The sequence below is a fragment of the Paenibacillus gyeongsangnamensis genome, from assembly GCF_027533625.1.
In the GTDB taxonomy this organism is placed as follows: Bacteria; Bacillota; Bacilli; order Paenibacillales; family NBRC-103111; genus Paenibacillus_G; species Paenibacillus_G gyeongsangnamensis.
Genome location: NZ_JAQAGZ010000027.1, coordinates 1 through 23,069, shown reverse-complemented (window position 1 = coordinate 23,069; position 23,069 = coordinate 1). Strand labels below are relative to the sequence as shown.

The following is a 23,069-nucleotide window of genomic DNA, read 5'->3' as shown; positions in this document are numbered from 1 at the left end:
CGATTAAAACTTACCCTTCTTCAGCACGAGCGGAATGCCGCCGATGATGAACAGGTACCGAAGATCGATGATTTTCTTCATCGCGGCAGCGGCGCCGCCTTTGATCTTGCGGGTTCCTACGATGCCGATCGCTTCGCCGCGGCCCAGGGAAGCCACGGTGCCCTTCGGCTTGTACTCGAAGCTCTTCAGCTCGGTGCCGCGAATTTGCGCTACGAGATTCGCTGCACAAACGTCGGCCTGCTGCATCGAGATTTGAGCGGTCGGCGGGTACGGACGGCCTTCCGGGCTCATCACGATGGAGCAGTCGCCGAGGACGTACACATTGTCGTGGCCCGGCGCGCGCAGCGTCTCGTCGACCTTGATCCGGCCGCGCATCGTTTCAAAGCCGGCTTCCTCCAGCATATGGTTGCCGCGGATCCCGCCGGTCCAGATGACCGTAGCGGCTTTGATTTCTTCGCCGGTAGCCAGCGATACGCCTTCCGGCGTGCATTCTTTGATCGCGGTAGCGATCTTGAACGTGACGCCTTTGTTCTTCAGCACGTTCATCGCGTACTCGACCAGCTCCGGGTCGAAGCCCGGAAGCGCGGTCGGCGCCGCTTCGATATTGTATATTTTCACGAGGGAAGGATCCACGTCGAATTCTTTGCACAGCTCAGGGATGCGGTCCGCCAGCTCGCCGACAAATTCGATGCCGGTGAAGCCTGCGCCGCCGACCACGAACGTCAGGTAATCGAGACGGTTCGGCTCACGCTTGAACTTCGCGAATTGATACTCGATATGCTCACGGATGAAGCGAACGCTGTTGATGCTGCGGATGCCCAGCGCGTATTCCTTAAGGCCGGGGATGCCGAACGTCTCCGGCTCGCCGCCGAGGCCGATCACGAGGTAATCGTAAGAAAGCGTGCCCTCTTCAAGGATCACCTTCTTCTCCTGCTGACGAATTTGAACGACCGTCGACTTGACGAAGTCGATCTTGAACTCGTCGATCAGCTTCAAGATATTCACCCGAGCATTCTCCGGATTATCCGTGCCGGCTGCAGGCATGTGCAAGTGGGTTGTGATGTAGTGGTAATCATGCTTGTTCACCAGCGTCACATCCGCCTCGTTATAATTCAGCTCTTTCTGCAAGCGAATAGCCGTAACGATGCCGCCATACCCTGCTCCCAAAATGACTATTCTCGGAATTCGACTCATGGTTCTATCCCTTCCATCCCGTATTTTTTCTTTATTTTTGGTTAAGGTTACAAAAAAGTTTGTGAAAAATTACACAAGGGAAGCCGAAAAAACATTTTCTTTCCCTATTCTTACCCTCGCTGCCTTAAGTTAAGCGTTTCAAGTGCACAATCGGGTACAACCATTTTAACCAATTCACATGAAATGATATAATGACCCGGCGTAAATAGCAAGCTTTATTTTGGCTAAGATATGATGAATTTCGTCACACTAACGTCAAATGTTCCGCTCGATCTTCCTTAATCAAACCGTTACCAAAAACTTTATCGGTCTCATCAATTAAATTATCGCATGAAAATATACTTGCTTATTTTCGTTTCGTACAGCGTACTATTTATAATAGGATGAATTGATTAGAGCCGGAGGTGCATGACTTAATCATGACTAGCGAAGTGTTGGATATTATCATTATCGGGGGCGGTCCGGCAGGGATGTTCGCGGCTTTCTACGGCGGGATGCGGCAAGCTTCCGTGAAGCTGATCGAGAACATGCCCCAGCTGGGCGGGCAGCTCGCAGCGCTGTATCCGGAGAAGTACATCTATGATGTAGCGGGCTTCCCGAAGGTTACCGCGCAGGAGCTTGTAAACAATCTGGAGCTTCAGATGAAGCATTTTCCGGACATTCAAGTAAGCCTGGAAGAGAAGGTGCTCGGCGTAGAAAAAAAGGACGAGCGTCTGTTCGAGGTCACGACCAATAAGGGCGTGCATCACAGCAAAGCGGTTATTATTACCGGGGGCGTAGGCGCATTCGAGCCTAGACGTCTGGAGCTGCCCGAAGCGGAGAAGTACGAGAAGAAGAACCTCCATTACTTCGTCAGCGATCTTCACAAGTTCAAAGGCCAGAAGGTGCTCATCAGCGGCGGCGGTGACTCCGCAGTAGACTGGGCGCTCATGCTCGAGCCGATCGCAGCGAAGGTGACGCTGATTCACCGCCGCGATAAATTCCGGGCGCACGAGCACAGCGTAGAGAACCTGATGAAATCCAAGGTCGAAGTGCTCACGCCAAAAGAAATTACCGTTCTCCACGGCGAAGCGTTCATTGAGCGGGTTACCTTGGCCGACGTCAAAACCGGCGAAGAGCAAATCATCGACGTCGATGCCGTCATCGTCAACTTCGGCTTCGTCTCCTCCCTCGGTCCGATCGCCGAATGGGGCTTCGAGATCGACAATGGCTCCATCGTCGTCGATTCCCGGATGGAAACGAGCATTCCGGGCATTTTTGCAGCGGGCGACATCACGACCTATCCCGGCAAGCTGAAGCTGATCGCGGTAGGCTTCGGAGAGGCGCCGACGGCGATCAACAACGCCAAGGTGTATCTCGATCCTACGGCCAAATTGTCCCCGGGACACAGCAGCAGCATGAAGTTGTAATTCTCCTATGTAAAATCACAGAGCATCCTTCCTCCCTTGCGGACGGAACGGATGCTCTTTTTGGTTCGTTGCCCATAACACAAAAAAACCAGGTCAGCTGACCTGGTAATCGCCTTCCTTATAGTAATCCAAGTTGATTTGGCGGCGTTCAATCTCTTCGAGCAGCAGTTCGACAAAATCCTCTTCGAGCTTCAAATCGACGGCTTTGAAATAGGAATCCACCAGAATCTCATTGCTTATTTTCATTCTAATCACCTTGTTCCTTAATGTAAAATTATATTAACATCGCTGGAAATTTAGAACAAGCGTTCCGTTATCCACACGAAGCTGTGTATAAGCTGTGTGCAACATGTTGATAAGTGTTGAATTATGGGTATTTATGCGGTGGGTTATGTGGACAAGGTTATGCACACCTTCATCGCTCTCCCGGCTGATAAAAAAAAATGATCGGTTGGATGCCCCTATCCACTCTTCCGCATAAAATTTACTCCATCACGGTGCGGGACAGGAACCCATTCGCCGAATCCTAATACCTTGTTGTTAGGAAGACGAATCGAGGTGAGAAGATGGCTGTTGTAAAAGCGAGAGATCAAGACATTGCAATGCTCGCCAGATTGCTCCGCGCCGAAGCGGAAGGCGAGGGCGAACGGGGGATGCTGCTTGTCGGCAACGTCGGCATCAACCGGATCCGCGCGAACTGCTCCGATTTCAAAGGAATCCGTACGATTCCGCAAATGATCAACCAGCCGCACGCGTTTGAGGCTTTGCTGCACGGCTTCTACTATCAGAGGGCGCGGGATCGCGAGAAGCGGCTTGCCAGACGCTCCGTGAACGGCGAGCGCTATTGGCCGGGAAAATTCTCCCTATGGTATTTCCGTCCGCCGGCCGACTGTCCCCCTACCTGGTATAACCAGCCGCATGTAGGCCGTTACAAGAAGCACTGCTTCTACGAGCCGACGGCGCAAACGTGCGAGAACATTTATAACACGTACTGACGGGCGACAGGAGACGTTAACCTTAAGGGTTGGCGTCTTTTTGTACGGAGCCGGGGTGATAAGGAATTTTTTGCAGGCTTGCCACGAACGTATAATCGCGCTACAATGACATATAATAAGAACATACGTTCGTTATAAGGTGGTGCAAATGCGAACATGAATGTTCCGAACCATGAAGAGATCCGATTTCTCAAAGAATATGTCCTTCTTCCGCTGGTGCTGACCGCCTTCGACCGGGACGCCAAACGGATTACCGCCGCGGTCAAGACGCCGGGTCCCTACGCGGATACGATCCAGCGCGCCATTGACGCGATTACGTTCGATCTGGCTCAGCTTCGCAAATACTTTCGAGCCAACGGCATTCGCGTCTTCGATACGGAAAAAACGACGGACGGCATTCGTACCAAGTATGTGTATAAGCGCCGCCAGTCCGAGTTTATCCTGCTTACCAATTTGATCCGGGTGGAGGCGGAGTTGCTTATGCGGCGGTATCTCGGAGAGAATGTGACGAAGTATATGCGTGCGGACCTGCCGGGGCACCTGGCCGACTTTGACGCGGAAGGGACGCTGCATTAACGATGAGAACGATGGCGGACGACGATGAGCTCCTCCGGATCCGGGAGAGCGTCATCCTGCCGCTGGTGCTTACGGCGTTCGACCGGGATTGCCGCCTTATCGCGGCTGCCGTGAAAACCCCTGGCCCCTATGTGGATACCATCCAGCGGGCGATGGACCGCATCACGGCGGATTTGACCAGGCACCGGCGTTATTTTCGCACACACGGGATTAAGCTCTTCGATCCGGAGTGGACGGCTCAAGGGATTGAAACGGGCTACCTCTATAAAAAGTACGAACGGAAATTCGTTATGCTGACGGAGACGCTGCGGGTGGATGCGGAGCTCTATATGCGGAAGTATCTCGGAGAAAATATCGTGCGGTTCTTGCGGATGGATCTGCCCGATCATCTTCAAGTGCTCCATCTGGATCGGGCATGGGAGGATTAGTCCTGCCGGCTGCGGCGTGTCACTCGATCATATAATCTTCAAGAATCCGTTCCACGGAGGAAACAAAATTGTCCGCCACACCCCAATCGATATTAAAGAACAGGCCCTCGGAACTTCCGGTCGCTATCGCTCTTACATTGGTTACGCCTTTTAAATTGTCAATGATTACGATAAGAGCCGCACGATTCTTCGTTCTGAAATAATATTTTTCGAATATCAGCGTACCGATCGCTCTTCCTTCTCCGAGTTCGTTGTACTCCTCGTGAACAAGGTCTGCATCCTGCCTGTCTCTAACAAGATCAAAAGCCTGCAAGGGTTCAATATCGACACCAGGATAACGCCGTCCTTGTCTTACAAGGACAGCGTTATCCTGGCAAGCTGCGTCACAGACTTAACATTCCTCCCCGGAAACGGCCATATTCACTCCTGCAAAAGCCAAACCGCAATGAACTGCACTGACATATTCATGTTCATGTGACCGCGAACCGGCTGCATTTATCGGCCGTGTAAGACCAGTAAAAAAATAAATGTTGCATTGGAGCCTTAAAGTGGTTATTATTTATCTTTGTCTGTTAGTATCGGGAGGGAAATTATGTCTACTACATCAATGGAAAAGACAGAAGAAATACTGAACGTGTGGAATTGTAAAAATAACGATTGCAACGCCTGGATTCGTGATGAATTCGTAACCGAAGCGGCCCCGGAATGCCCCATGTGCAGCGAACCTATGGTTCAAGGGACTAGAGCGATTCCGATTAAAACGAATAAGTCCAACCGGAAGTTTATAATCGGAAAGAGACGCTTCTAACATAGCGAGTAGATCAAGCCGCCTTAAGGGCGGCTATTTTCTTTGTAACGGACCGAGTTTCACGGTCGCTCCCATAACCTATTCTTATCATCCGATGCGGTGTAGAGTTTGTATTAGACCCTTAACGGTGTATAATAACGAATAATATGGACGACGAATAGTGGAGGCGAAGTCTTAATGACTCATTTAATTCACATTGTGATTGGCGTGATCGCCGCGGTATTCATTTGGAAACTGATTAAGGTCACATTTAAATCCATATTTTGGATTATCCTTTTTGGAATAATAGCGATGCTTGTATTTCCTAAAGCTTTAGTTTTTATTGGCGGGCTAGGATTTCTCTTCGTAGGCTTTCTAGTAACATTAATCGTGCTCGGTATCGCCGGATTATTCTTTTTTGAACGGGATGAGTTCTAAAGCCGAAAGGAAGCGGGAGCACCGAATGATCCCCCTTCCCTCGGCTTTTTTCGTTAAAGAATGAAGTTCATTTATATTCCACGAAACTCAACTAATGAATAATTCACTTTCAATAGGATATTATATTTATCGAAATACCACTTTAAAGGAGCGAAGTAACTTGAACGCAAGCATGAGTGTTGTTGATGTTATTGCTCAAATTCAGCATTTAAGGACAGCCGGGGAAACGTTGAACAAGAAAAAAATAAAGCAGACGCATCCAGATCTTATGAAAAACGCTTTGTTTTATTTCCCTAGTTGGGAACATGCAATTCAAAATGCAGATTCGATATAAGAACCAATTGACCGATGCCTTTGGTGTCGGTCTTTATTTTGCTATCCGTTTCAAAGTAAACGCCTCAAAAAGCTCAGCTTCTTAAAGGTGATCCGAAAGCTACATGCCAATGTAAATGTTTTGAATCTTGGTATTTCCCCAAATTTGTGATAATACGACATGCGCCATGCTCCGACACTACATCTGACGCCACTTTTTTTACTGCTGAAAGAAGCTCAATAAGCAAATCCGTTTCGTTTTCTTCCAATGTAATAAATGACGATATATGCTTTTTAGGAATCACTACAATAGGTACCGGATAATATGGGCGAGTATGATGATAGGCAAGCACGTTTTCTGTTTCATAAACCTTATTTACAGGCGTCTTACCACTTAATACTTCTTCACAGTAAAAATCTTCTGACATTTAAATACCTCCCAATTTATCCATCATTAGAATGGACGAACCGATGCCGCCAATTAATAGACCTGCTTTATTTTTCCGAGGCAAATAAGAGGATATTCCATTGAATATCAGTGAAAACATAAACCAACCATCATCTATGATGAAATAATCGATTTTCTTGGTAAATCGCTCACAACTTAATACTTCTTCAAATAAATAATCTTTTTATGGCACAAAAGCATCAAGAATATCACCAATCTCTTTCCAATCCCTTACTCTCGTTATCCTTTCATGTTGACACTCTTGATTATATGGCTTATCAATCAACAGCACGTTGATACCACCATCAGCTAAGGAGAGAGCATGTGCTGGATGGTCTTCGATAAAAAGTGATACCCCATTTAATTTTGCACATTCTAGCTTCCCATTCTCAAATTGTGATGCACATAGTGAAGATTCAACCATAATGTCATTTTCTTTAATCCACTTTTTTGCGGATTCCATCCATTCAATTGGTCTTCCAGTCATAATTGTAAATTTTATTTTATCGACAAACCTAGATAGTGTTTCTTGTAAAAAAGGGTATGGTTCCATATGATGTAATTCATCTTGGTTAATGGTAAAAAACTCTTGAAAATCTTCAAAACTCTGCCCGTAAAGTTCGGATATTTCATAAATCATAACTTCGTCAAACATAATATTACGTTTAAGTTGTTTATTAAGAACACTTACAATAGATTTCCTTGTATCCATTAAAGTATCATCAAAGTCCAATCCAATATGTATCACTAATTTTCACTCTCCTACTCAGATTCATAGTCTACTGTTTCTGCAACAATTTCAAGTGAAGCTTCTTTCATCCCAATTTCCAAAGATGAACTTACGTAATGGTTGATTTTCCTTCATTTCACTTATTGCATAAAGCATCATCCCAATTGGTCTGTTGGAATGGATTGATTTCACTCCGTTAAATCTAACGACTATCCCTTCTCCGTTATAGCAACGGGAGGTGGCGGCTAGTATCGGTTATTAATTCCGTTTCATTCCTTTCTAATCTTTTTCTGAAACGTTGCTTATACTCGATAAATACCCAATCAGTTATACTTGTCCCCTCATACCTTAACGGTGAATGATTTTATCGCAGAAGGGCGGATGGATAACAGTATGGAAATCAGAAAGGAATTGAATGTGGGAAGGCGTATTCCGGTTAAAGGTTATATCATTGATTCCGGCGATGATATAACCTCTCACTCCCACAAATTATACATTACTTCGTGGGACGGTAGGCCAGTTCATGTACATCCTTTCGCAGGAACGACTTCATTCGATGTGGGACACGACCATCGATATGCCGGATATACCGAACCGGCTCCTAGTGGCATTCAACACGTCCACGGTTACCATGTAAATACCTCATTTGATGACGGTCATAGCCATGTGATAACCGGCACGACCGGTCCTGCTATCGAACTGCCGGGTGGGGGACATATCCATCACTTTGAGGGTTTCACTACGGTCAACGGTAAAACGCCTCACACTCACAAGTATCATGGCACTACCGGGAGTGAAGACAGCCTCATTTAAAAACGTTGTGTTTGGTTTCAAAATACAAATTTTAGGTCCAACAAGGTTCATGTGGCTGCCATCATCTTTGGGCTCACCGCTAATCACTACCGGCTACCGATTTTCCCCACGGTAGCCTGTTCAGCTAAGGGGCAGTATTTTTTTAAGAAATATGAACGATAGAAAAAAGCCACGAAATAAAAATGATATGGCTTCTACCTGGGTATGTAGATATTACGCTTAGTTCCCCTCAAACAGCCCCTCCGCCTTCTTCGCGCTGATAACGAATCTAACGCTTGCTCAAACGTCAACCGCGGATACTCTCGTTGATTAACGAGGGTACCGACTGAAACCCTTCTTTCTCGCTTCTTCAACATTGACAAAATAAAAACCTCCCGGACGAATATTCACATAGAATAAACGTCAGGAGGTTCGTTATCCGCAACCCAGAACGACCCCTTTTAGGGTTGTTATCGTTCATCAAACGGGGTTGTTAATCCTCTGTTTTACCGTAACAATCCGCAATCAACCGTGTCGGCTAACGCTTAGGCTGCCGTTCAGGTTACCGGAGATCAAAACGCCCCGAAACTCTTATTAAGCCTCGACCTTATCGTCGCACTTCTCTACATTGCCCTCTTCTTCCTTATGCTTGAAGGAAGAGCCGCAGCCGCATGTAGCTACCGCATTCGGGTTGTTGATGGTGAAGCCGCCGCCCATGCCGGAGTCTTGGAAGTCGATCTCGACGCCGTACAAATACTTCGCGCTGTCGGCATCCACGACCACCTTCAGACCTTGGATTTCGAATTCCTTATCGTCCGCTTGCTGGTTATCGTCAAAGCCCATCCCGTAGGAAAACCCGCTGCAGCCTCCGGCCTTCACGCCAAGACGCAGGAACAGGTTCGGCAGCTCCTCTGCCGCAAGCATTTCTTTAATTTTATCGCTAGCACTTTCGCTAATCGTAATCATCGGTGTAACCCTCCTCTCAGTATGGCTCCACCCGCTCGTTTGAAACTCCGGATGAAAAAGAGCACACTTCTAGTATACTCCTTCCCGTCCGGCTCCTCAAGAGGCGGTTAGCGCCGCCGCTTCACCTTCAGATCCACTTCGTAAAAGCGCAGCAGCAGCTCGTCCAGCTGACGGCTGCATTTCTGCACCTCGGGATGCATAAGGCCAAGCTGGTCTCCCAGCCGGACCATGCGCTCCCGCACCTTCTCGATTTCGTTTGATATGACTGACCGCAGCTCGGCATTCATGGAGAAAAGCACTTTCGCACCGTCCTAATGGTTCCTTATACAATCCAAAAGTATACTCTAGTTCCTGTTTAAAAGAAAGCCTTCTTTTCAATATTTTTACAAATGAATCAAGCGGATGAATGAAAACGGTTTTGTCGAATAAGTGTTGCTCCGTCCCGCCGAACAGTTTATAATAGGATGGATTGTTTTCTCCATCAGGCCGGATAACCATGTGCAAGGTTTCACAAGGATCCCTACATTTTTTCCAAAACGATTAGAAGGCCCCGCCCCATCGGGGTCTCATCCACATGTGGAGGTAGCATATTTATGAGTATCATAATCCAAAGTCCAGATCATCGTATGGCGGAAATCGCCGAGAAAGTCAAGCATGGAGAGCGTCTTAGCTTGGAGGACGGCGTCTATCTGTACGAATCGGACGACTTGCTGACGATCGGTCAATTGGGCAACGAGGTGAACCTGCGCAAGAACGGCAAGCATGTTTATTTTGTGGACAACATGAGCCTTTATTTCACCAACGTATGCGAGGAGCACTGTGCGTTCTGTCATTTCCGCCGCGACGAAGGCGAGGAAGGCGCTTATACGCTGTCGCCGGAGCAAATGTTCGAGTACATCGATCAGCACATTCACCCAGACCTGAGAGAATTTCATATTTCCCAGGGCCATAATCCGAACGTCCCGTTCCAGTATTACGTGGATAGCATTCGCGGGCTCAAGCAGCGTTACCCGAATGTGACCATTAAAGCGCACACGGCGGCGGAAATTGAGTTTTTTTCTAGACTCAGCGGGTTAAGCTATAAAGAGGTGCTCCAAACGCTGATGGATGCCGGACTCAGCACGCTGCCGGGCGGCGGAGCCGAAATTTTGTCGGACCGCTACCGCAAGAAAATGCTGCTGAAGGACAAGGCTTCCACGGAGCAATGGCTGGAAGTGCACCGGACGGCTCACAAGCTCGGCATGAAAACCCATGCAACGATGCTGTTCGGCGCCGTAGAGACGCTGCAGGAGCGTATCGAGCACATGCTTCATCTGCGCGATCTGCAGGACGAGACCGGAGGCTTCATGGTCTTCATCCCGAATTCCCTCCAGCCTTCGAGCGTGAATGCGGGCATCAAGCGCCGCGTGTCGGCCTACGACAATCTGAAGACGATCGCCATCGGCCGCCTGATGCTGGATAACATTCAGCACGTGAAGGCGTACTTCATCAACCTGGGCACACAGCTGACCCAGCTTGCCTTTACCTTCGGCGCATCCGACGCCCACGGCACGATCATCAAGGAACGGATCAGCCATGCGGCGGGCGCGCTGTCTCCGGAAGGCATGACACGCGATGAGCTGGTATGGCTTATTAAAGGAGCCGGCCGGGTACCGGTGGAACGGGATACATTTTATAACGAGATCAAGGTTTATTAATCATTCATTAAATACAGCTTGAATAGAAAGGGTTTGCCTTCTTATGAAGAAACTTGTTATTTTGGGCGGGGGCTACGGCGGGCTGACGGTAGCCAAGGAGCTGCTGGACAGAAATTTACCTGCGGACACCGTGATGATTATGGTTGACCGGATGCCCTACCAAGGCTTGAAAACCGAATACTACGCGCTGGCTGCCGGAACGGTGTCGGACATCGAAATTCGTGTGAAATTCCCTGTGGATCCGAGGCTGATCCTGAAATACGGAGAGGTCACCTCGGTGGACCTGGAGCAGCGAATCATCCGCTTCGAGAACGAGGAGCCGCTGTCCTACGACTGGCTCGTCATTGCACTGGGCTGTGTCGATCGCTATCACGGCATTCCGGGTGCGCAGGAATTCTCCCACAGCATCCAGACGCTGTCCTCGACGCGCAAGACGTACCAAGCCGTCAACGACGTGAAGCCTTACGGCCAAGTGTCCATTGTCGGCGGAGGACTGAGCGGCGTGGAGATAGCCGCCGAGCTCAGGGAAAGCCGGCCGGACCTGAATGTCCGGATTATCGACCGCAGCGCCAGCGTGCTGTCGCCTTTTCCCGAGAAGCTGCAGTGCTATGTCCGCGAATGGATGCTTGAGCATGATATCGAACAGCGGACGCATGTATCGCTCTCCCGCGTTGAGACGGGCCTGCTCTACAACCAGCAGGAGATCATCCATACCGATATGACGATCTGGACCGCCGGCATTCAGCCGAGCCCGATCGTTCAGCAGCTGACCCTGCCCAAGGATAACCAAGGACGGCTGACCGTCAACGAGTATCACCAGCTTCCGGATTACAATGAGGTGTACGTCATCGGAGACTGCGCATCGCAGCCTCATGCGGCTAGCGGGCAGCTGGCCGAAGCGACCGGCAAACAGGTGGCGGAGGTGCTCCAAGCCCTATGGAAAAACGAAGTTCCCCGGCTTGGCAGAATCAAGCTCAAGGGAACTCTGGGATCGCTCGGCAAGAAGGCCGGCTTCGGTATGATGGGCAAACGCACGGTGATGCTAGGCATGGTGCCGCGCGCGCTCAAGAGCGGCGTGCTCTGGATGTCCAAGAAGCACCTGGGTTAATTTATTCTCCTAAGAGATCGAGCATCGCTTCGATCTCTTTTATTTTCGCTGTGATGGCTTCTTCGAGTTCTTCCGCCGTTGAGCCGGCTACAATCTCCCCGTTCACGAGGGCGAACGGCAGCGTGTAGCATTCGCCGCAGTTGCCGAGACAGCCGTATTCGATGACGTCGTAATCGGGATTTTGCTCCAGCTTCTTCATCAGCGAAGCCGTCCCGTGGTGCAAATTGTTGGTACAAAATTCAATAATCGGTCTCATGGTCAATGCGCCACCTTGTAAACCATTTTATTTTTACGTTGATTGTACTATAATAAGACTTAGAAAGGAGATGAAGCAAATGAGCGAAAGTACAGGACAAAGCACCATGTATGACGAGGTGCTTGAGGTTTTAGATAAGCTGCGCCCGTTCCTGCAGCGCGACGGCGGCGACGTGGAGCTGGTGGACGTGGAGGACGGCATCGTAAAGCTGAAGCTCATGGGCGCCTGCGGCAGCTGCCCAAGCTCGACGATCACCCTGAAGGCCGGGATTGAACGCGCGCTTCTCGAAGAAGTGGAAGGCGTACAAGAGGTAATGCAAGTATTCTAAGGTCTTATCCTTACAATGCTCGGCATCGGCACGGCAGACCCTGGGCCGCGCTTGACGATAAGTCAAGCGCCGGTGCCGGGGTCTTTGTGCATGGTCCTGGACCCGCCGATGACGGCGCGAATCGGGTCAAGCCCCCCGGACACATCCATCAAGTTCCCCGTAATGAAATCGGACCGTTCCTCGCATAGAAACGCGATGACCCGCGCGATATCCTCGCCCGTCCCGGGGCGCCCCCGCGGCGACTCCTCATCGATCTGGCCCTCTACATCGGCTATCGTTTTTTCTTTATTGGCACCGCGAATATCCCCGGGACAGATCATATTGACCGTGATGCCCGCGGACGCTTCCTCGACCGCCAGCGTCTTGGTGAAGGAGACGAGTCCTACCTTCGCCGCCGCGTATACAGCCCGGTGCGGCCACCCCCGCGCCTCCGCCGCGTGGCCGAAGCCGAAATGGATAATGCGGCCCCAGCGGCGCTCGCGCATCAGCGGAAGCACGAGATGGTCCAAATGCATGACACCGAGCAGATTGCCCTGCATCAAATAGTTGATTTCGTCCACCGTATATTCGTTAAACAGCCGCCGTTCCCGGATGAACGGGCCTGCATTGTTGATGAGGATGTCGATGGAGCCGAAGGCGCAGGCGGCTTCATGCACCAGCCGCTCTCTGTCCGCTTGTACGGCGATGTTTCCCTGAACGGCAATACTGCGGACGCCCTTGCTCCGTATGCCCTCGCAAAGCTCATAAGCCTCCCGCTCGCTGTGCATGTAGTTCACCACGATATCGCAGCCCTGATCCGCCAGCCGCAGTGCCGTCATTTTCCCGAGCCCCTTGGCGCTTCCGGTAATGAGGGCCGTCTTGCGCGGTTGCATCATGCTCCTACCTCCCGCTGTCCCAAATTCTAACCTTCCCCTAAAGTATAGAGGAAACACGCCCTCGGCTTCAACCGCGGCCGGCGCTCTCGCCGCTATGGGGCTTGTGCGGCAGTCGGACCAAATAACCGAACACGATGGCGACCGCCCTTCATCGTATACCCGATCTTCAAATCCTTGAGATTGGCAGGAACTTCTTCGGTTTGCTGACGGGGGCGCTTCCCGTATTTGGCCTCCGCCGCCTCCATCAGATCGTCGAGCAGATCGGTATGATCGTATGAATCTCCATGTTGCGCTGGTTCCGCAGCCGGTTTACCGGCTCCTGCGTCTCCTGCTTCAGCTCGAACAGCCGCCGCTCCAGCTCAGCATGAACCTGGTTCTGATGCATCGTCCGCAGCACGGTAAAATAAGAAAAGCGCGCCTTCGCCCGCTCCGTATGCAGCGCAAAGCGCTCGTTCAGGAAATAGCCCAATTTATCGAGAATGGAGAACATGCGGATAATGGCATTTTTATAAAAATAAAGATGGCGATGATAATCGTCCCGCTCCGCTTCCTTCATTTCGTCTACATACAGCTTGTGCACCTTGGTGCCAAAGCGCCCGGCTGCATACTGACTTTGCTCCAGCTCGTCCAGGGCGCGCAGGAAATTCTCGCACCATATGACAAACCGTCGCTCCTGCACCGATTGCGCATCGACCGGAATGCGGGCGAGAGCGTTCATATAACGGTGGATCGCGGCATTCGCTTCCCGCAGCGTTCCTTCGTCGCTGCGCCGCGGCTCGCCGAACAAGGCTCTGAGCATGCTGCAGTTCACCCTCTATTTATCTTGTAAGTTAAGTATACCCGACCCCTGCCTGCAAAAACAAACCGAACCCCGGAGCCAAGGGAGAATTTGGAGGTTAGCCGGGCCGTGCAGAAATGGTGCCCGTGCCTTTAGTTCGGGCATCCGCCGCCTTGCGAAGCGGCTGCATCCGGTCCTTCTGCACCAAATACATGGCCGCGAGTACGCCGGCGCCGCCCAAGTATTGGTTCAATGACAGCTTCTCGCCGAGCAGCCAGAAGCCCGCAACGGCCGCCGTCACCGGCAGCAGGTAGCCGTATACGGACGATTTGAACGGACCGAGCCGGGCCAAGTTCCAGTTATGCAGCGAGAATCCGATGATCGTCGCAAAGACGGGTAACCCAAGCTGAGCCATGCGGTTTCCGTCCTTGCCGCGAGATAAGCCGCATCGGCCTTCCATAGCAAGAACGGAAGCAGCGAGGCCGCCCCGGCCGTCATCTCGAGCGAGAACAGAAGCGTTAGCGGATACTTGCCCACTAGCCGGTTCATGCCGATCAGGTAAAAGGCGCCCAGAAAGCTCCGCATCAGGAGCAGCACGTCCCCCTTCAGCGTCTCGGAGCTGATATGGAAGCCGTGTGGGCCCCCGGCTACGATCAGGATGACGCTCGCGAAGGCGATCGGAATGCCTGCGGCCACGCGCCGCGTGAGCCGGATGTCCTTAAGCAGCAGCGCGATCACTGCCGTGATGATCGGCATAAAGCCGCGCCCGAGCACGGCGCCGTTGGCGGAATTCGAGAACTGCAGCACATACTGCAGGACCGACTCCATGCCGAGAGCCGATACCGCCGAGCACGTAAACGATGACGAAGCCGATGTGCGGGAGCAGCTTCTGGATACCGGATGAGCTCATGAGATGCGGGACTCCTTAAGCAAAATATTCGTTCCAGCGCCGGTCCACAAGTTCCACGATGTCTTCCCGCGGGAACAGCTCGTCCGGATAGCCCGGCTTCATCCGCGCATCGATAATGATCGGCAGCTCATAGCTGAGCTTGTGGCCTTGAACGGTGGAGCGGGCATACATGTCCGCCGCCGGATTAAACCGTGTGAAGACCGTCCACAGGAATGCCGTTTGGTCCCCGGCGATGGCGGAGTCGTCCGCGAGAATGACGAGCGGCCATTCGCGGAGCCGGTCGGCGCTGCTCTCCAGCAGCCGCTGCGGCAGCGTCGGGTCGCTGACGTAGTCGGCACCCGAGACGACGAGGCAGCCTCGGCAGTACACCGCCGCCTCGCGGATATCCGGCAGCGCGCCGCCCATATAGACCGCAGGCAGCTCCCGCTTCGGCTCGCCTACGCCGAGCATGACGGCCTTGCTGCCGTGATTGAGCCGGTCACCGGTATAATCCAGCGTATCGTGCGAAGTGTGGTTGAAAATAAACAGGTCCGTCGCCGGCTCGAACCGGGAAAGCACCGCTTCGAGAAGCTCCGGAAACCGTTCCAGATCGATCGGCTGGTCGGTCAGCAACAGGAATTTGGTCAGCGTCAGCTGGCCTTCGCCCAGAATCCGGAATGCCGTTGTGAGCGCCTCCCGGCTGTAGCTCTCGCGTACGACCGCGGAAGCGAGCGCGTGGAAGCCGGTTTCGGCGTAAGTCCAGAGCGACTTCACCCCGGGCATGACCATCGGGAACGCCGGAGACAGCAGCCGCTGCAGGAACTCGCCCATATAGTAGTCCTCCTGACGCGGCTTGCCGACGATCGTCGCCGGATAGATGGCATCCTTGCGGTGCCATACATGGCTCACGTCGAATACCGGAAAATCGTGCGTCAGCGAATAATAGCCGTAATGGTCGCCGAACGGGCCTTCCGGGCGGCGAAGATACGGCTTCACGGAGCCGCAGATGGCGAATTCGGCCTCGGCTACGAGACGGTGTCCGCCGAGCGGGCTGTCCACAAGCGGCAGCTTCTGACCGAGAATGAGCGAGGTCAGAAGCAGCTCGGGCAGATGCTCCGGCGCCGGCGCGATCGCCGAGGCGATCAGTGCGGGCGGGCCGCCGAGGAACACGGTGACGGGAAGCGGCTCGCTGCGCTTCTCGGCCTCGTGGTAGTGGAAGCCGCCGCCCTTATGGATTTGCCAGTGCATCCCTGTGGTCCGGTCATCGAACACCTGCATGCGGTACATGCCGAGGTTGTGGTGCTTCGTCTCAGGATGCTCGGTGTAGACGAGCGGCAGCGTCACGAACGGGCCGCCGTCCTCCTGCCAGCTGGTCAGCACGGGAAGTCCCGCCAGCGGGGCTTCCTTGCGGCACTGCTGAAGCACGGGTGCGGCTTCCGGCCCTACCGTCTTCGTGCCGACCTTGAACAGATCGATCAGCAGGTCCCGCTGCTGCCAGAGTGCCTTGGGCGTCGGCGGCACAAGCGTGTCCACCGCGCCGATGAGCTGCTTCATGAGCTGCTCGGGACGGGGACCGAAGGCGAGGTCCACGCGGCGGGACGTGCCGAACAAATTCGTGACGACCGGGAACGAGGCCCCTTTTACATTCGTGAACAGGAGGGCCGGTCCTTCCTCGTCAATGACGCGGCGATGGATTTCGGCCAGCTCCAGATTCGGATCGACGGGGGCGGATATGACTTTCAGCTGCTTTTCTTTGCGCAGCGCTTCCATAAAAGTGCGTAAGTTTTCAAACCTCATGCAGGGCGACAGCTCCTTAAAAAGATGATCTGATAATAGAACAGAAGGCTTACGGCAGCTTGGGAGCCGCGTAAGCCTGAATGTTTTCTTGCTCCGACGAGCGGAGGGTAAGCACCCCGAGGTAGCACATGACCCCGAACAGGCACGAAATCAACAGCGTATGCAGCATGCTGGCGAACAGGTAATAATCGTACCCGATGGACAGGGTGACGAACCCGCCGCTCAAGATCTGCAGTACAACCAGGATCAACGACCATTTGGACGCTTGAGTCACGCTGCTCTGCGTACCGGCCTGCGACCGGATGGCGATGTAGAGCAGCAGCAGGTAGATGCCGAATACGGCCGCTGCGACCCGGTGTGTGAATACGATCGCCGTGGCGCCTTGCAGCTCCGGAACGACGGCGCCGTTGCAGAGCGGCCAGCCGATGCAGCCGCCGAGCGAATCCGTATGCCTTACGTAAGCACCCAGATAGACGACGATATAGGCGGCGGCAAGGCTGCACCAGACGGCAACCCGGACGCCCCGGGACAATCTGCTTCCGTCTCCGAGCCGCATCGCTTCGCCCTTCCCGGAGTATATCAGCGCCAGCAGAAGCGTAAAGGCAAACGATAAGAGCGAGAAGCCGAAATGAAGCGCCAGCACCGGTGCCGAGGTGGGCCAAATGACGGCCATCGCGCCGAGCACCGCCTGCAGCAGCGTAAAGAACATCGCGCCGCTGACATACCACTTGGCGTCCTTGCGCCCGCTGTAGAGGAATACGAGAATGAGCGTAGCCAGAAGGATTAAACTGACCACTCCGGTGACGAAGCGGTGGCTGTATTCAATTAAGGAAGTGATCGTATAGGCCGGAACAAATTTCCCGTTGCACAAAGGCCAGTCCGTCCCGCATCCCGCGCCGGAATTAGTTTTCGTTACCAGCGTCCCCATCAGCAGAATCAGGAACATACCGACCGTACTGGCGTACGAGAAACGTTTGAGCCATCGATTGGTATTCATAAAGGTGTCACCCGTTTCTTCGTAAAAATCGGCAGAATAAGACAGTTTTCAACTTGTTTCATGGTTTCATTATACCGATTATAATCCCCTAAATCCATGCGGAAATGTTACAAAGCCTTGAAAGAAGAATAGACCATTTTGTGAACGGGGGAGCACAAAAAAAGAGAAGTCTCGGTAAGAGACTCCCCTCCTCGAATCCGCTTAAATTTGATTCACTTACGCTTTGCTGCCGTTCATCGCATTCGCCACTTCGATGCCGCGGTCGAGGAATTCCTCGATCTCCTGCCGGGTTTTGCGCAGCTTGCTGACGAAGCGAACGAGCTCCTGGCCCTCGCGGAATACGATGAAGCTTGGAATGCCGAGAATGTTCAGCTCGGAGCAGAGATCCGGAAGCTCGTCCCGGTCAATCTGGATGAAGTCGAGCCGGTCCGCATAGGCGGCTTCGATCTCGGGCATGAAAGGCTCAATAAAATGGCAGTCCTTGCACCAGGTCGCCTTGAATACGGCAACAGTAGGCTTGGAGCCGCCCGTTTTTTCTCTAAACAGCGCATCGGTTTTTACTTGTTCCATAAAGCAACCCTTCCCTTCCCAATCGCTTTTCTTAACTTATAGCACTTAGGGTCGGCGGTGTCAACCGAACCCGATCCATTGATTTGTATTTACATAAATTTGAAAAAGTGATATCATATAAATATCAAAACGATACCTTTTTGATGTAATTCTTTTTGTAAACCAAATTCATATTTTGCCAAAGGAGTGCTGCTTCATGAAAGAAAGAAAAGCTTGGCTGGTGAATGGATTCCTCGGACTGCTGTTCAATCTTGCGCTGATTGCGCTTGCGATTGTTCTTCTGGTCAATGAAACGGCGCCGGTGCTGGCCATCGTGCTGCTGGTGATCGGATCCTTGCTCTTCTCGGCCATTACGGTCGTGCAGCCGAATCAGGCGCAGGTCGTCACCTTCTTCGGGAGCTATGCCGGTACGATCCGCGAGAGCGGGTTCTGGATGACGCTGCCCCTGTCGACGCGCAAGAAAGTATCCCTTCGCGTACGCAACTTCAACAGCGTGAAGCTGAAGGTCAACGATGTCGAAGGGAATCCGATCGAAATCGCCGCCGTCGTCGTCTTCCGCGTCGTCGACTCGGCCAAGGCGCTGTTCGATGTGGACAATTATATGCAATTCGTTGAGATTCAGAGCGAGACTGCGCTCCGCCATGTAGCCAACAAGTACCCGTATGACGCCTATGAGGACAACGGCTATTCGCTGCGCGGCAACTCCGAGGAAGTGGCGCTTGAACTCAGCCGCGAGTTGCAGGAGCGGCTCTCGGTAGCGGGTGTGGAAGTGCTGGAAGCCCGTCTGACGCACCTCGCCTACTCCACCGAAATTGCCAGCGCCATGCTGCAGCGTCAGCAGGCATCGGCGATCCTCGCGGCCCGCAGCCGAATTGTCGAAGGCGCCGTGGGCATGGTGCAGATGGCGATAATACAGCTGCAGCGCGAGGGCGTGATCGAGCTGGATGAGGAGCGCAAAGCCGCCATGATCAACAATCTGCTTGTTGCCATCGTCTCCGACCGCTCCGCCAATCCGGTCATCAACACAGGAAGCTTGTACTAGCAGGCAGGACATTATGGCCGCGAAAAAAAGCTTTGCCCTGCGGCTGGACCCGAAGCTGTATGAGATCCTGGAGCGCTGGGCGGCCGATGAATTCCGCAGCGTCAACGGGCATATCGAGTATTTGCTGCGGGAAGCCGCGGCTCGTGCCGGAAGGGTGGCGTCTCCCCGTCCCCCCTCCTCCGGTATGGGCCTTTCCCTTGATCCGGGCAATTCGGATCCAGACCCTTCCTGATCCGTTCAACAAGTAAACAGCCCTTTGTTCCGGTCCGAGGCGGAGTCCGGTTCAGAGGGCTGTTTATTATTTACTGCGATGGCGGGTCATACTAATCCCGAGATATCGTAACCGTTTGCTGCTCCTGGTCCCACTGTACCTTGGCGCCGAACGATTCGGTAACGAAGCGCACCGGTACGTAAGTCGTTCCGTCCACCAGGGCCGCCGGCTTCTCGAGGGAGACGGTCTTGCCGTTCACGCTGGCGTCGCTGCTGCCGATCTTGAGAAGCAGCTTGCTGCCGGAGAGCGGGTCGACGATGGTCACTTGACGCGAAGCCGCATCCCAGGACACATCGGAGTCGAGCTGCTCCGTAACGAACCGGACAGGTACCATAACCGTGCCGTTATCATTGTAAGGCTTCGTGCTTACGCCGTACATGATGTCGTCGATACTCGGTCCGTCCATGTGCATCACGATTTGTTTCTTGGTAATGTGCAGATCGTTCTTCAGCAGCTTGTAAAGCTGGGAATTCGGATCCAGCCCCGCCAGGAAACGTCCTGCCGAAGGGCGGCCGTTTTCGCCGTTCAAATCATATACGCCCGCCGAGGTATCGATCGCAGCGATCGCCACCGGCTTGTTCACGTTCCACGCTTCTTTGGTGCTCGTTACTTTCACGCCTTGCAGTCCGTTGCCTTTGCCGGATGGCAGAGTGAGGCTAAATTCGGTCACGCTCTTGCGGATGAACTGGTCCTTGTCTACGAAGAAATCCAACTTCAGCGCCAGACGGTCGCTAAGGAGCTCCTTCAAATCGGCTCCTTGCTCCGAAGCCAGGAAAGCGGCGGCATCGGTATCGAAATTCGTTAAGAGCTTCTGCAGGCTCGTTTTCAGATACGCGAAGGCGAACTCCACTGCCAGCGTCTTGTTCTGCAGGTAAGGCGCCATGCTGTCGGCCATCGGATTATCGCCCGCAGCTGCGCCGGAGTCCTTCATCGCTTGCTGCATCATCGGCACGTAAAGGTCGTACACCACGCCGATGAAATCCTTCAGGCCTTGCTCATCCGCCAGCACGCTAGTCAGGAAGCCCTTCACCAGCGCCAGCAGGTCGCTTCCGTAGATCTCGGCATGAATCTTTTGCAGCGACAGGCTCTCGCCGTATACGGATTCCGTGACCGGGCTTACCGTCAGCACATTGGGGTTGGGCAGGTTCTTGGAGAAGAAGGTCCCGAGCTTCGGAGCGGCTTCCACCGCCTTCTTGCCGAGCTGCTCCATCTGCGCTTGCAGCGCTTCGGACACCTGCGGCATGCCGGCCGGATTCATTGCCGCTGGCGTGCTGCGGATAACGATCGGCTTCTTCGCCCCTTCAATCTTGATGGTAAAAACCCGATCGGCAGACACCAGCTCAAAAGGGATACTGCCTTTGGAGTATTCCAGCGTTCCTTTCATCGACACGTGCAGCGGGTCCTGAGCCTTCGCTTCGGTCACATTCAGCTTGACTTTGCCGAACAGCTCGAACATCGCCTGCTCTTCCTGCGTAAGCTGAACGGAAGGGTCCTTCGTCAGCTCCAGCATAACCGTTTGCCGGCTTTCACCGGATTTCACGGTAAAGCTCTTCGAAATGATTTGGGTGAGATCCACCCCGCTCACCGGCTGACAGCCTGCCAGGATGACGAGAATCCCGACAAGAAGCATAGCCAGAACAGCGTTCCAACGTTTTCTGTTCATGAGTACAACCTCCGGTATCATATGAGTGTAAAAAGGCAGCGGCTTTTTCCATATGTTACTACGCACCGTATGGAAAAATGTTCCGGCAAAGCTGCAATATTACTAATACGACACCGGACGAAATAATCCTTTTTCTTACAGGAGGGCGTGAGGCAATGTACCGGAGCAAGCAGCGCTACGGCGCGATGGATTTGCTGCATAAGCTGGCGGATTTGCCGCAGGAAGCGCTCCAGTGGGTCAAAGGAAAAGCGCAGACGGTCGCCCATGAGAAAAAGCTGCTGGAATCTGCCCATCGCATCGAGCTGAGTCCCTCTTCCGTCGAAGCGCTGAAGCATCGGCTCAGTTGGATCCTACGCAAGTCCGGCGCCGCCGGACGGGCCGAGCCGCTCCGGCACCAGGCCGAGGACCAGGCCGTCGTAGCGGCCATCACGCGGGAAAGAGATGCGCATAACCAAAACAACGTCAGCCGCACCGCCGCTTATTTGCACATGTACCGTGAGCATCCCGAGCTGCATTGGGCCTTCCTCTCCCACATGGTATCCCGTAACGGCGGCTGGAACATGACCGACCTGCAGGGGGATTTGCTGCCTTACCTGCTGCGCGAACGGGACCGCGAGTGGGTATTCGGCTTCCTGGAACGGGCGAATGCGCTCATCTTCCGGGATGCTTACCCGCAGCTATTGCTGTACCGCGCCAGTCTCCAGGCGGGGAAGCCGCTGTTTCATCTGCTTCCGGCGTTCGGCGTCTCCCGCTTCATGAGACCGGTATGGGAGCTGTTCTGGCTGCACCGGGAGCCGCCGTTATTAACCATAGGTCTAATCGTCAATGAGCAGCACTTTATCGAGCACCGCGTCGTCCGCCATCCGTTATACCGGAAACGGGTGCTGGACCGTATGTTTTTTCAGGCGCAATCGCTGCTGCAGCTCAATCAGGTGGTATTCCCTTACCGCGATGGAGACGGTACCCGGCTTGCCGGCTTAATTCTGGAAAATTTCAGCAGCCTGCAGGAACGCATCGAGCTCGGCAAGAAGCTGTATGCCGTGCTGTTCGGCATTCCCATCGTCTTAGACGGAGCCCAAGCCTTCGCTTACGAGAAGCGGCATTCGGGCTCGCGGGCCGACTATTGGCCGCAGCTGTTCTCGGCGGTCCGATACGGCGCCCCCGTGCCCCGAGGCCAGCTGAAGGAGCGTCTGGACGGCGGCAGGCTGCGTCCAGGCGCGTCTCCCTTATACAGCCCGCGGCTCACAGACGCTTGGCCGGACAAGGAGCTCGAGGCAATCGAGCCCGGCGACTGGTTTCACGAGCCCTCGGTGATCAGCTACTTTCACGATATCCGGGCGCCGTTCTCGTTCGAGATGACGCACGAGTTCTCATTCGGGCTGAGCAAGGTTGAGATGGCGGTACTCGCCGGGGATTTGTGGAAATGACCGCATCCAGGATAAACGGCTACGCTGTCCTTGTCTTACAAGGACCAGCGCGTTTACCAAGGTTGATGCGAAGCTATAAGCTACGAAAACTTATAAATTCTTACTAGAGTAAAGGGCAGAGAAATCTGCCCCTCCTCATCAAACCGTACGTGAGGTTTTCCCTCATACGGCTTTCCGATGTTCGTCATTCATGTGCATGCAGATCACAAGAGCGTTTTAAGTCCACATTGACTGGCCAGAAATCTTACTTCTTGAAGCGAGCCCATCCATCTTGCACGCTGTCTTTTCTTGGCATA

General features: G+C 53.2%; 30 protein-coding genes. 14 read left to right on the top strand and 16 right to left on the bottom strand.

What is annotated here, in order from left to right; genetic code table 11:
- Positions 1–3: 3 nt before the first annotated feature.
- A complete protein-coding gene (locus tag O9H85_RS31440) occupies positions 4–1,194 on the bottom strand; it encodes an NAD(P)/FAD-dependent oxidoreductase (protein WP_269885337.1) in 1,191 nt (396 codons plus the stop codon).
- Between the two features lie 419 nt (positions 1,195–1,613).
- Here O9H85_RS31440 and O9H85_RS31435 point away from each other — a divergent pair, with 419 nt between their 5' ends.
- Complete coding sequence (locus O9H85_RS31435; RefSeq protein WP_269885336.1) at positions 1,614–2,603, top strand: NAD(P)/FAD-dependent oxidoreductase; 990 nt, start codon at positions 1,614–1,616, stop codon at positions 2,601–2,603.
- Between the two features lie 93 nt (positions 2,604–2,696).
- On the opposite strand, the gene sda is transcribed toward O9H85_RS31435, so the two are convergent.
- Positions 2,697–2,849, bottom strand: coding sequence for a sporulation histidine kinase inhibitor Sda (sda, locus tag O9H85_RS31430; protein ID WP_269885335.1), 153 nt, complete (start codon positions 2,847–2,849; stop codon positions 2,697–2,699).
- Positions 2,850–3,169: 320 nt separating this feature from the next.
- On the opposite strand from sda, the gene O9H85_RS31425 reads away from it, so the two are divergent.
- The 3 genes from O9H85_RS31425 to O9H85_RS31415 all read left to right on the top strand — a co-directional run bounded on the left by O9H85_RS31425 (position 3,170) and on the right by O9H85_RS31415 (position 4,602).
- Entirely contained in the window at positions 3,170–3,598 is a 429-nt protein-coding gene (locus O9H85_RS31425; protein WP_269885334.1) for a cell wall hydrolase, read from the top strand.
- 156 nt (positions 3,599–3,754) lie between these two features.
- Entirely contained in the window at positions 3,755–4,174 is a 420-nt protein-coding gene (locus tag O9H85_RS31420) for a hypothetical protein (RefSeq protein WP_269885333.1), read from the top strand.
- A 2-nt stretch (positions 4,175–4,176) separates the two neighbouring features.
- Positions 4,177–4,602 (top strand): hypothetical protein, encoded by a 426-nt coding sequence (locus O9H85_RS31415; protein WP_269885332.1) that lies wholly within the window; start codon positions 4,177–4,179, stop codon positions 4,600–4,602.
- 19 nt (positions 4,603–4,621) lie between these two features.
- Here O9H85_RS31415 and O9H85_RS31410 read toward each other — a convergent pair whose 3' ends face one another.
- Positions 4,622–4,915, bottom strand: coding sequence for a DUF6054 family protein (locus tag O9H85_RS31410; protein WP_269885331.1), 294 nt, complete (start codon positions 4,913–4,915; stop codon positions 4,622–4,624).
- Between the two features lie 279 nt (positions 4,916–5,194).
- Between O9H85_RS31410 and O9H85_RS31405 the strand changes: the two genes are divergently transcribed.
- The 3 genes from O9H85_RS31405 (at position 5,195) to O9H85_RS31395 (ending at position 6,161) form a co-directional block, all read left to right on the top strand.
- On the top strand, positions 5,195–5,410 hold the full coding sequence (locus O9H85_RS31405) for a cold-inducible protein YdjO-related protein (protein WP_269885330.1): 216 nt from the start codon (positions 5,195–5,197) through the stop codon (positions 5,408–5,410).
- A gap of 177 nt (positions 5,411–5,587) precedes the next feature.
- Positions 5,588–5,827 (top strand): hypothetical protein, encoded by a 240-nt coding sequence (locus O9H85_RS31400; RefSeq protein ID WP_269885329.1) that lies wholly within the window; start codon positions 5,588–5,590, stop codon positions 5,825–5,827.
- 160 nt (positions 5,828–5,987) lie between these two features.
- Positions 5,988–6,161, top strand: a complete 174-nt coding sequence (locus tag O9H85_RS31395) for a hypothetical protein (protein WP_269885328.1) — start codon at positions 5,988–5,990, stop codon at positions 6,159–6,161.
- A gap of 73 nt (positions 6,162–6,234) precedes the next feature.
- Here the strand turns inward: O9H85_RS31395 and O9H85_RS31390 are convergent, their stop codons facing one another.
- Complete coding sequence (locus O9H85_RS31390; protein ID WP_269885327.1) at positions 6,235–6,567, bottom strand: HIT domain-containing protein; 333 nt, start codon at positions 6,565–6,567, stop codon at positions 6,235–6,237.
- Between the two features lie 204 nt (positions 6,568–6,771).
- The gene (locus O9H85_RS31385; RefSeq protein ID WP_269885326.1) at positions 6,772–7,335 is read right to left on the bottom strand and encodes a 5' nucleotidase, NT5C type; all 564 of its coding nucleotides are present in this window, start codon (positions 7,333–7,335) and stop codon (positions 6,772–6,774) included.
- A 375-nt stretch (positions 7,336–7,710) separates the two neighbouring features.
- On the opposite strand from O9H85_RS31385, the gene O9H85_RS31380 reads away from it, so the two are divergent.
- The gene (locus tag O9H85_RS31380; RefSeq protein ID WP_269885325.1) at positions 7,711–8,130 is read left to right on the top strand and encodes a YmaF family protein; all 420 of its coding nucleotides are present in this window, start codon (positions 7,711–7,713) and stop codon (positions 8,128–8,130) included.
- Between the two features lie 573 nt (positions 8,131–8,703).
- Here O9H85_RS31380 and O9H85_RS31375 read toward each other — a convergent pair.
- Positions 8,704–9,075 carry a HesB/IscA family protein gene (locus O9H85_RS31375; protein ID WP_269885324.1) on the bottom strand — a complete coding sequence of 124 codons (372 nt, stop codon included), beginning with the start codon at positions 9,073–9,075 and terminating at the stop codon, positions 8,704–8,706.
- A 107-nt stretch (positions 9,076–9,182) separates the two neighbouring features.
- A complete protein-coding gene (locus O9H85_RS31370; protein ID WP_269885323.1) occupies positions 9,183–9,362 on the bottom strand; it encodes an aspartyl-phosphate phosphatase Spo0E family protein in 180 nt (59 codons plus the stop codon).
- A 306-nt stretch (positions 9,363–9,668) separates the two neighbouring features.
- Between O9H85_RS31370 and mqnE the strand changes: the two genes are divergently transcribed.
- Positions 9,669–10,772, top strand: coding sequence for an aminofutalosine synthase MqnE (mqnE, locus tag O9H85_RS31365; protein WP_269885322.1), 1,104 nt, complete (start codon positions 9,669–9,671; stop codon positions 10,770–10,772).
- Positions 10,773–10,815: 43 nt separating this feature from the next.
- Positions 10,816–11,880: an NAD(P)/FAD-dependent oxidoreductase gene (locus tag O9H85_RS31360; RefSeq protein WP_269885321.1), complete on the top strand. Its 1,065-nt coding sequence runs from the start codon at positions 10,816–10,818 to the stop codon at positions 11,878–11,880.
- A 1-nt stretch (position 11,881) separates the two neighbouring features.
- Here the strand turns inward: O9H85_RS31360 and O9H85_RS31355 are convergent, their stop codons facing one another.
- Positions 11,882–12,136 (bottom strand): YuzB family protein, encoded by a 255-nt coding sequence (locus O9H85_RS31355; RefSeq protein ID WP_269885320.1) that lies wholly within the window; start codon positions 12,134–12,136, stop codon positions 11,882–11,884.
- A gap of 79 nt (positions 12,137–12,215) precedes the next feature.
- Here O9H85_RS31355 and O9H85_RS31350 point away from each other — a divergent pair, with 79 nt between their 5' ends.
- Positions 12,216–12,464 carry a NifU family protein gene (locus O9H85_RS31350; protein ID WP_269885319.1) on the top strand — a complete coding sequence of 83 codons (249 nt, stop codon included), beginning with the start codon at positions 12,216–12,218 and terminating at the stop codon, positions 12,462–12,464.
- 62 nt (positions 12,465–12,526) lie between these two features.
- Here O9H85_RS31350 and O9H85_RS31345 read toward each other — a convergent pair whose 3' ends face one another.
- The 7 genes from O9H85_RS31345 to O9H85_RS31315 form a co-directional block, all read right to left on the bottom strand.
- The gene (locus O9H85_RS31345; protein WP_269885318.1) at positions 12,527–13,339 is read right to left on the bottom strand and encodes an SDR family oxidoreductase; all 813 of its coding nucleotides are present in this window, start codon (positions 13,337–13,339) and stop codon (positions 12,527–12,529) included.
- Positions 13,340–13,583: 244 nt separating this feature from the next.
- A complete protein-coding gene (locus O9H85_RS31340) occupies positions 13,584–14,138 on the bottom strand; it encodes a Cthe_2314 family HEPN domain-containing protein (RefSeq protein WP_269885317.1) in 555 nt (184 codons plus the stop codon).
- Between the two features lie 97 nt (positions 14,139–14,235).
- On the bottom strand, positions 14,236–14,532 hold the full coding sequence (locus O9H85_RS31335) for an EamA family transporter (RefSeq protein ID WP_457920782.1): 297 nt from the start codon (positions 14,530–14,532) through the stop codon (positions 14,236–14,238).
- Positions 14,415–14,945 (bottom strand): hypothetical protein, encoded by a 531-nt coding sequence (locus O9H85_RS31330; protein WP_269885315.1) that lies wholly within the window; start codon positions 14,943–14,945, stop codon positions 14,415–14,417. Before O9H85_RS31330 ends, O9H85_RS31335 begins: the two co-directional genes overlap by 118 nt.
- A 97-nt stretch (positions 14,946–15,042) precedes the next feature.
- A complete protein-coding gene (locus O9H85_RS31325) occupies positions 15,043–16,803 on the bottom strand; it encodes a UbiD family decarboxylase (protein WP_269885314.1) in 1,761 nt (586 codons plus the stop codon).
- Between the two features lie 49 nt (positions 16,804–16,852).
- Positions 16,853–17,800 carry a COX15/CtaA family protein gene (locus O9H85_RS31320; RefSeq protein ID WP_269885313.1) on the bottom strand — a complete coding sequence of 316 codons (948 nt, stop codon included), beginning with the start codon at positions 17,798–17,800 and terminating at the stop codon, positions 16,853–16,855.
- A 216-nt stretch (positions 17,801–18,016) separates the two neighbouring features.
- Entirely contained in the window at positions 18,017–18,370 is a 354-nt protein-coding gene (locus O9H85_RS31315; protein WP_269885312.1) for a thioredoxin family protein, read from the bottom strand.
- Between the two features lie 196 nt (positions 18,371–18,566).
- Here O9H85_RS31315 and O9H85_RS31310 point away from each other — a divergent pair, with 196 nt between their 5' ends.
- Together O9H85_RS31310 and O9H85_RS31305 are read left to right on the top strand one after the other, a co-directional pair.
- Entirely contained in the window at positions 18,567–19,412 is an 846-nt protein-coding gene (locus O9H85_RS31310) for an SPFH domain-containing protein (RefSeq protein ID WP_269885311.1), read from the top strand.
- Between the two features lie 13 nt (positions 19,413–19,425).
- Positions 19,426–19,644: a type II toxin-antitoxin system antitoxin gene (locus tag O9H85_RS31305; protein WP_269885310.1), complete on the top strand. Its 219-nt coding sequence runs from the start codon at positions 19,426–19,428 to the stop codon at positions 19,642–19,644.
- 91 nt (positions 19,645–19,735) lie between these two features.
- On the opposite strand, the gene O9H85_RS31300 is transcribed toward O9H85_RS31305, so the two are convergent.
- Entirely contained in the window at positions 19,736–21,346 is a 1,611-nt protein-coding gene (locus O9H85_RS31300) for a copper amine oxidase N-terminal domain-containing protein (protein WP_269885309.1), read from the bottom strand.
- Between the two features lie 155 nt (positions 21,347–21,501).
- Here O9H85_RS31300 and O9H85_RS31295 point away from each other — a divergent pair, with 155 nt between their 5' ends.
- The gene (locus O9H85_RS31295; protein ID WP_269885308.1) at positions 21,502–22,773 is read left to right on the top strand and encodes a DUF2515 domain-containing protein; all 1,272 of its coding nucleotides are present in this window, start codon (positions 21,502–21,504) and stop codon (positions 22,771–22,773) included.
- Positions 22,774–23,069: the final 296 nt, after the last annotated feature.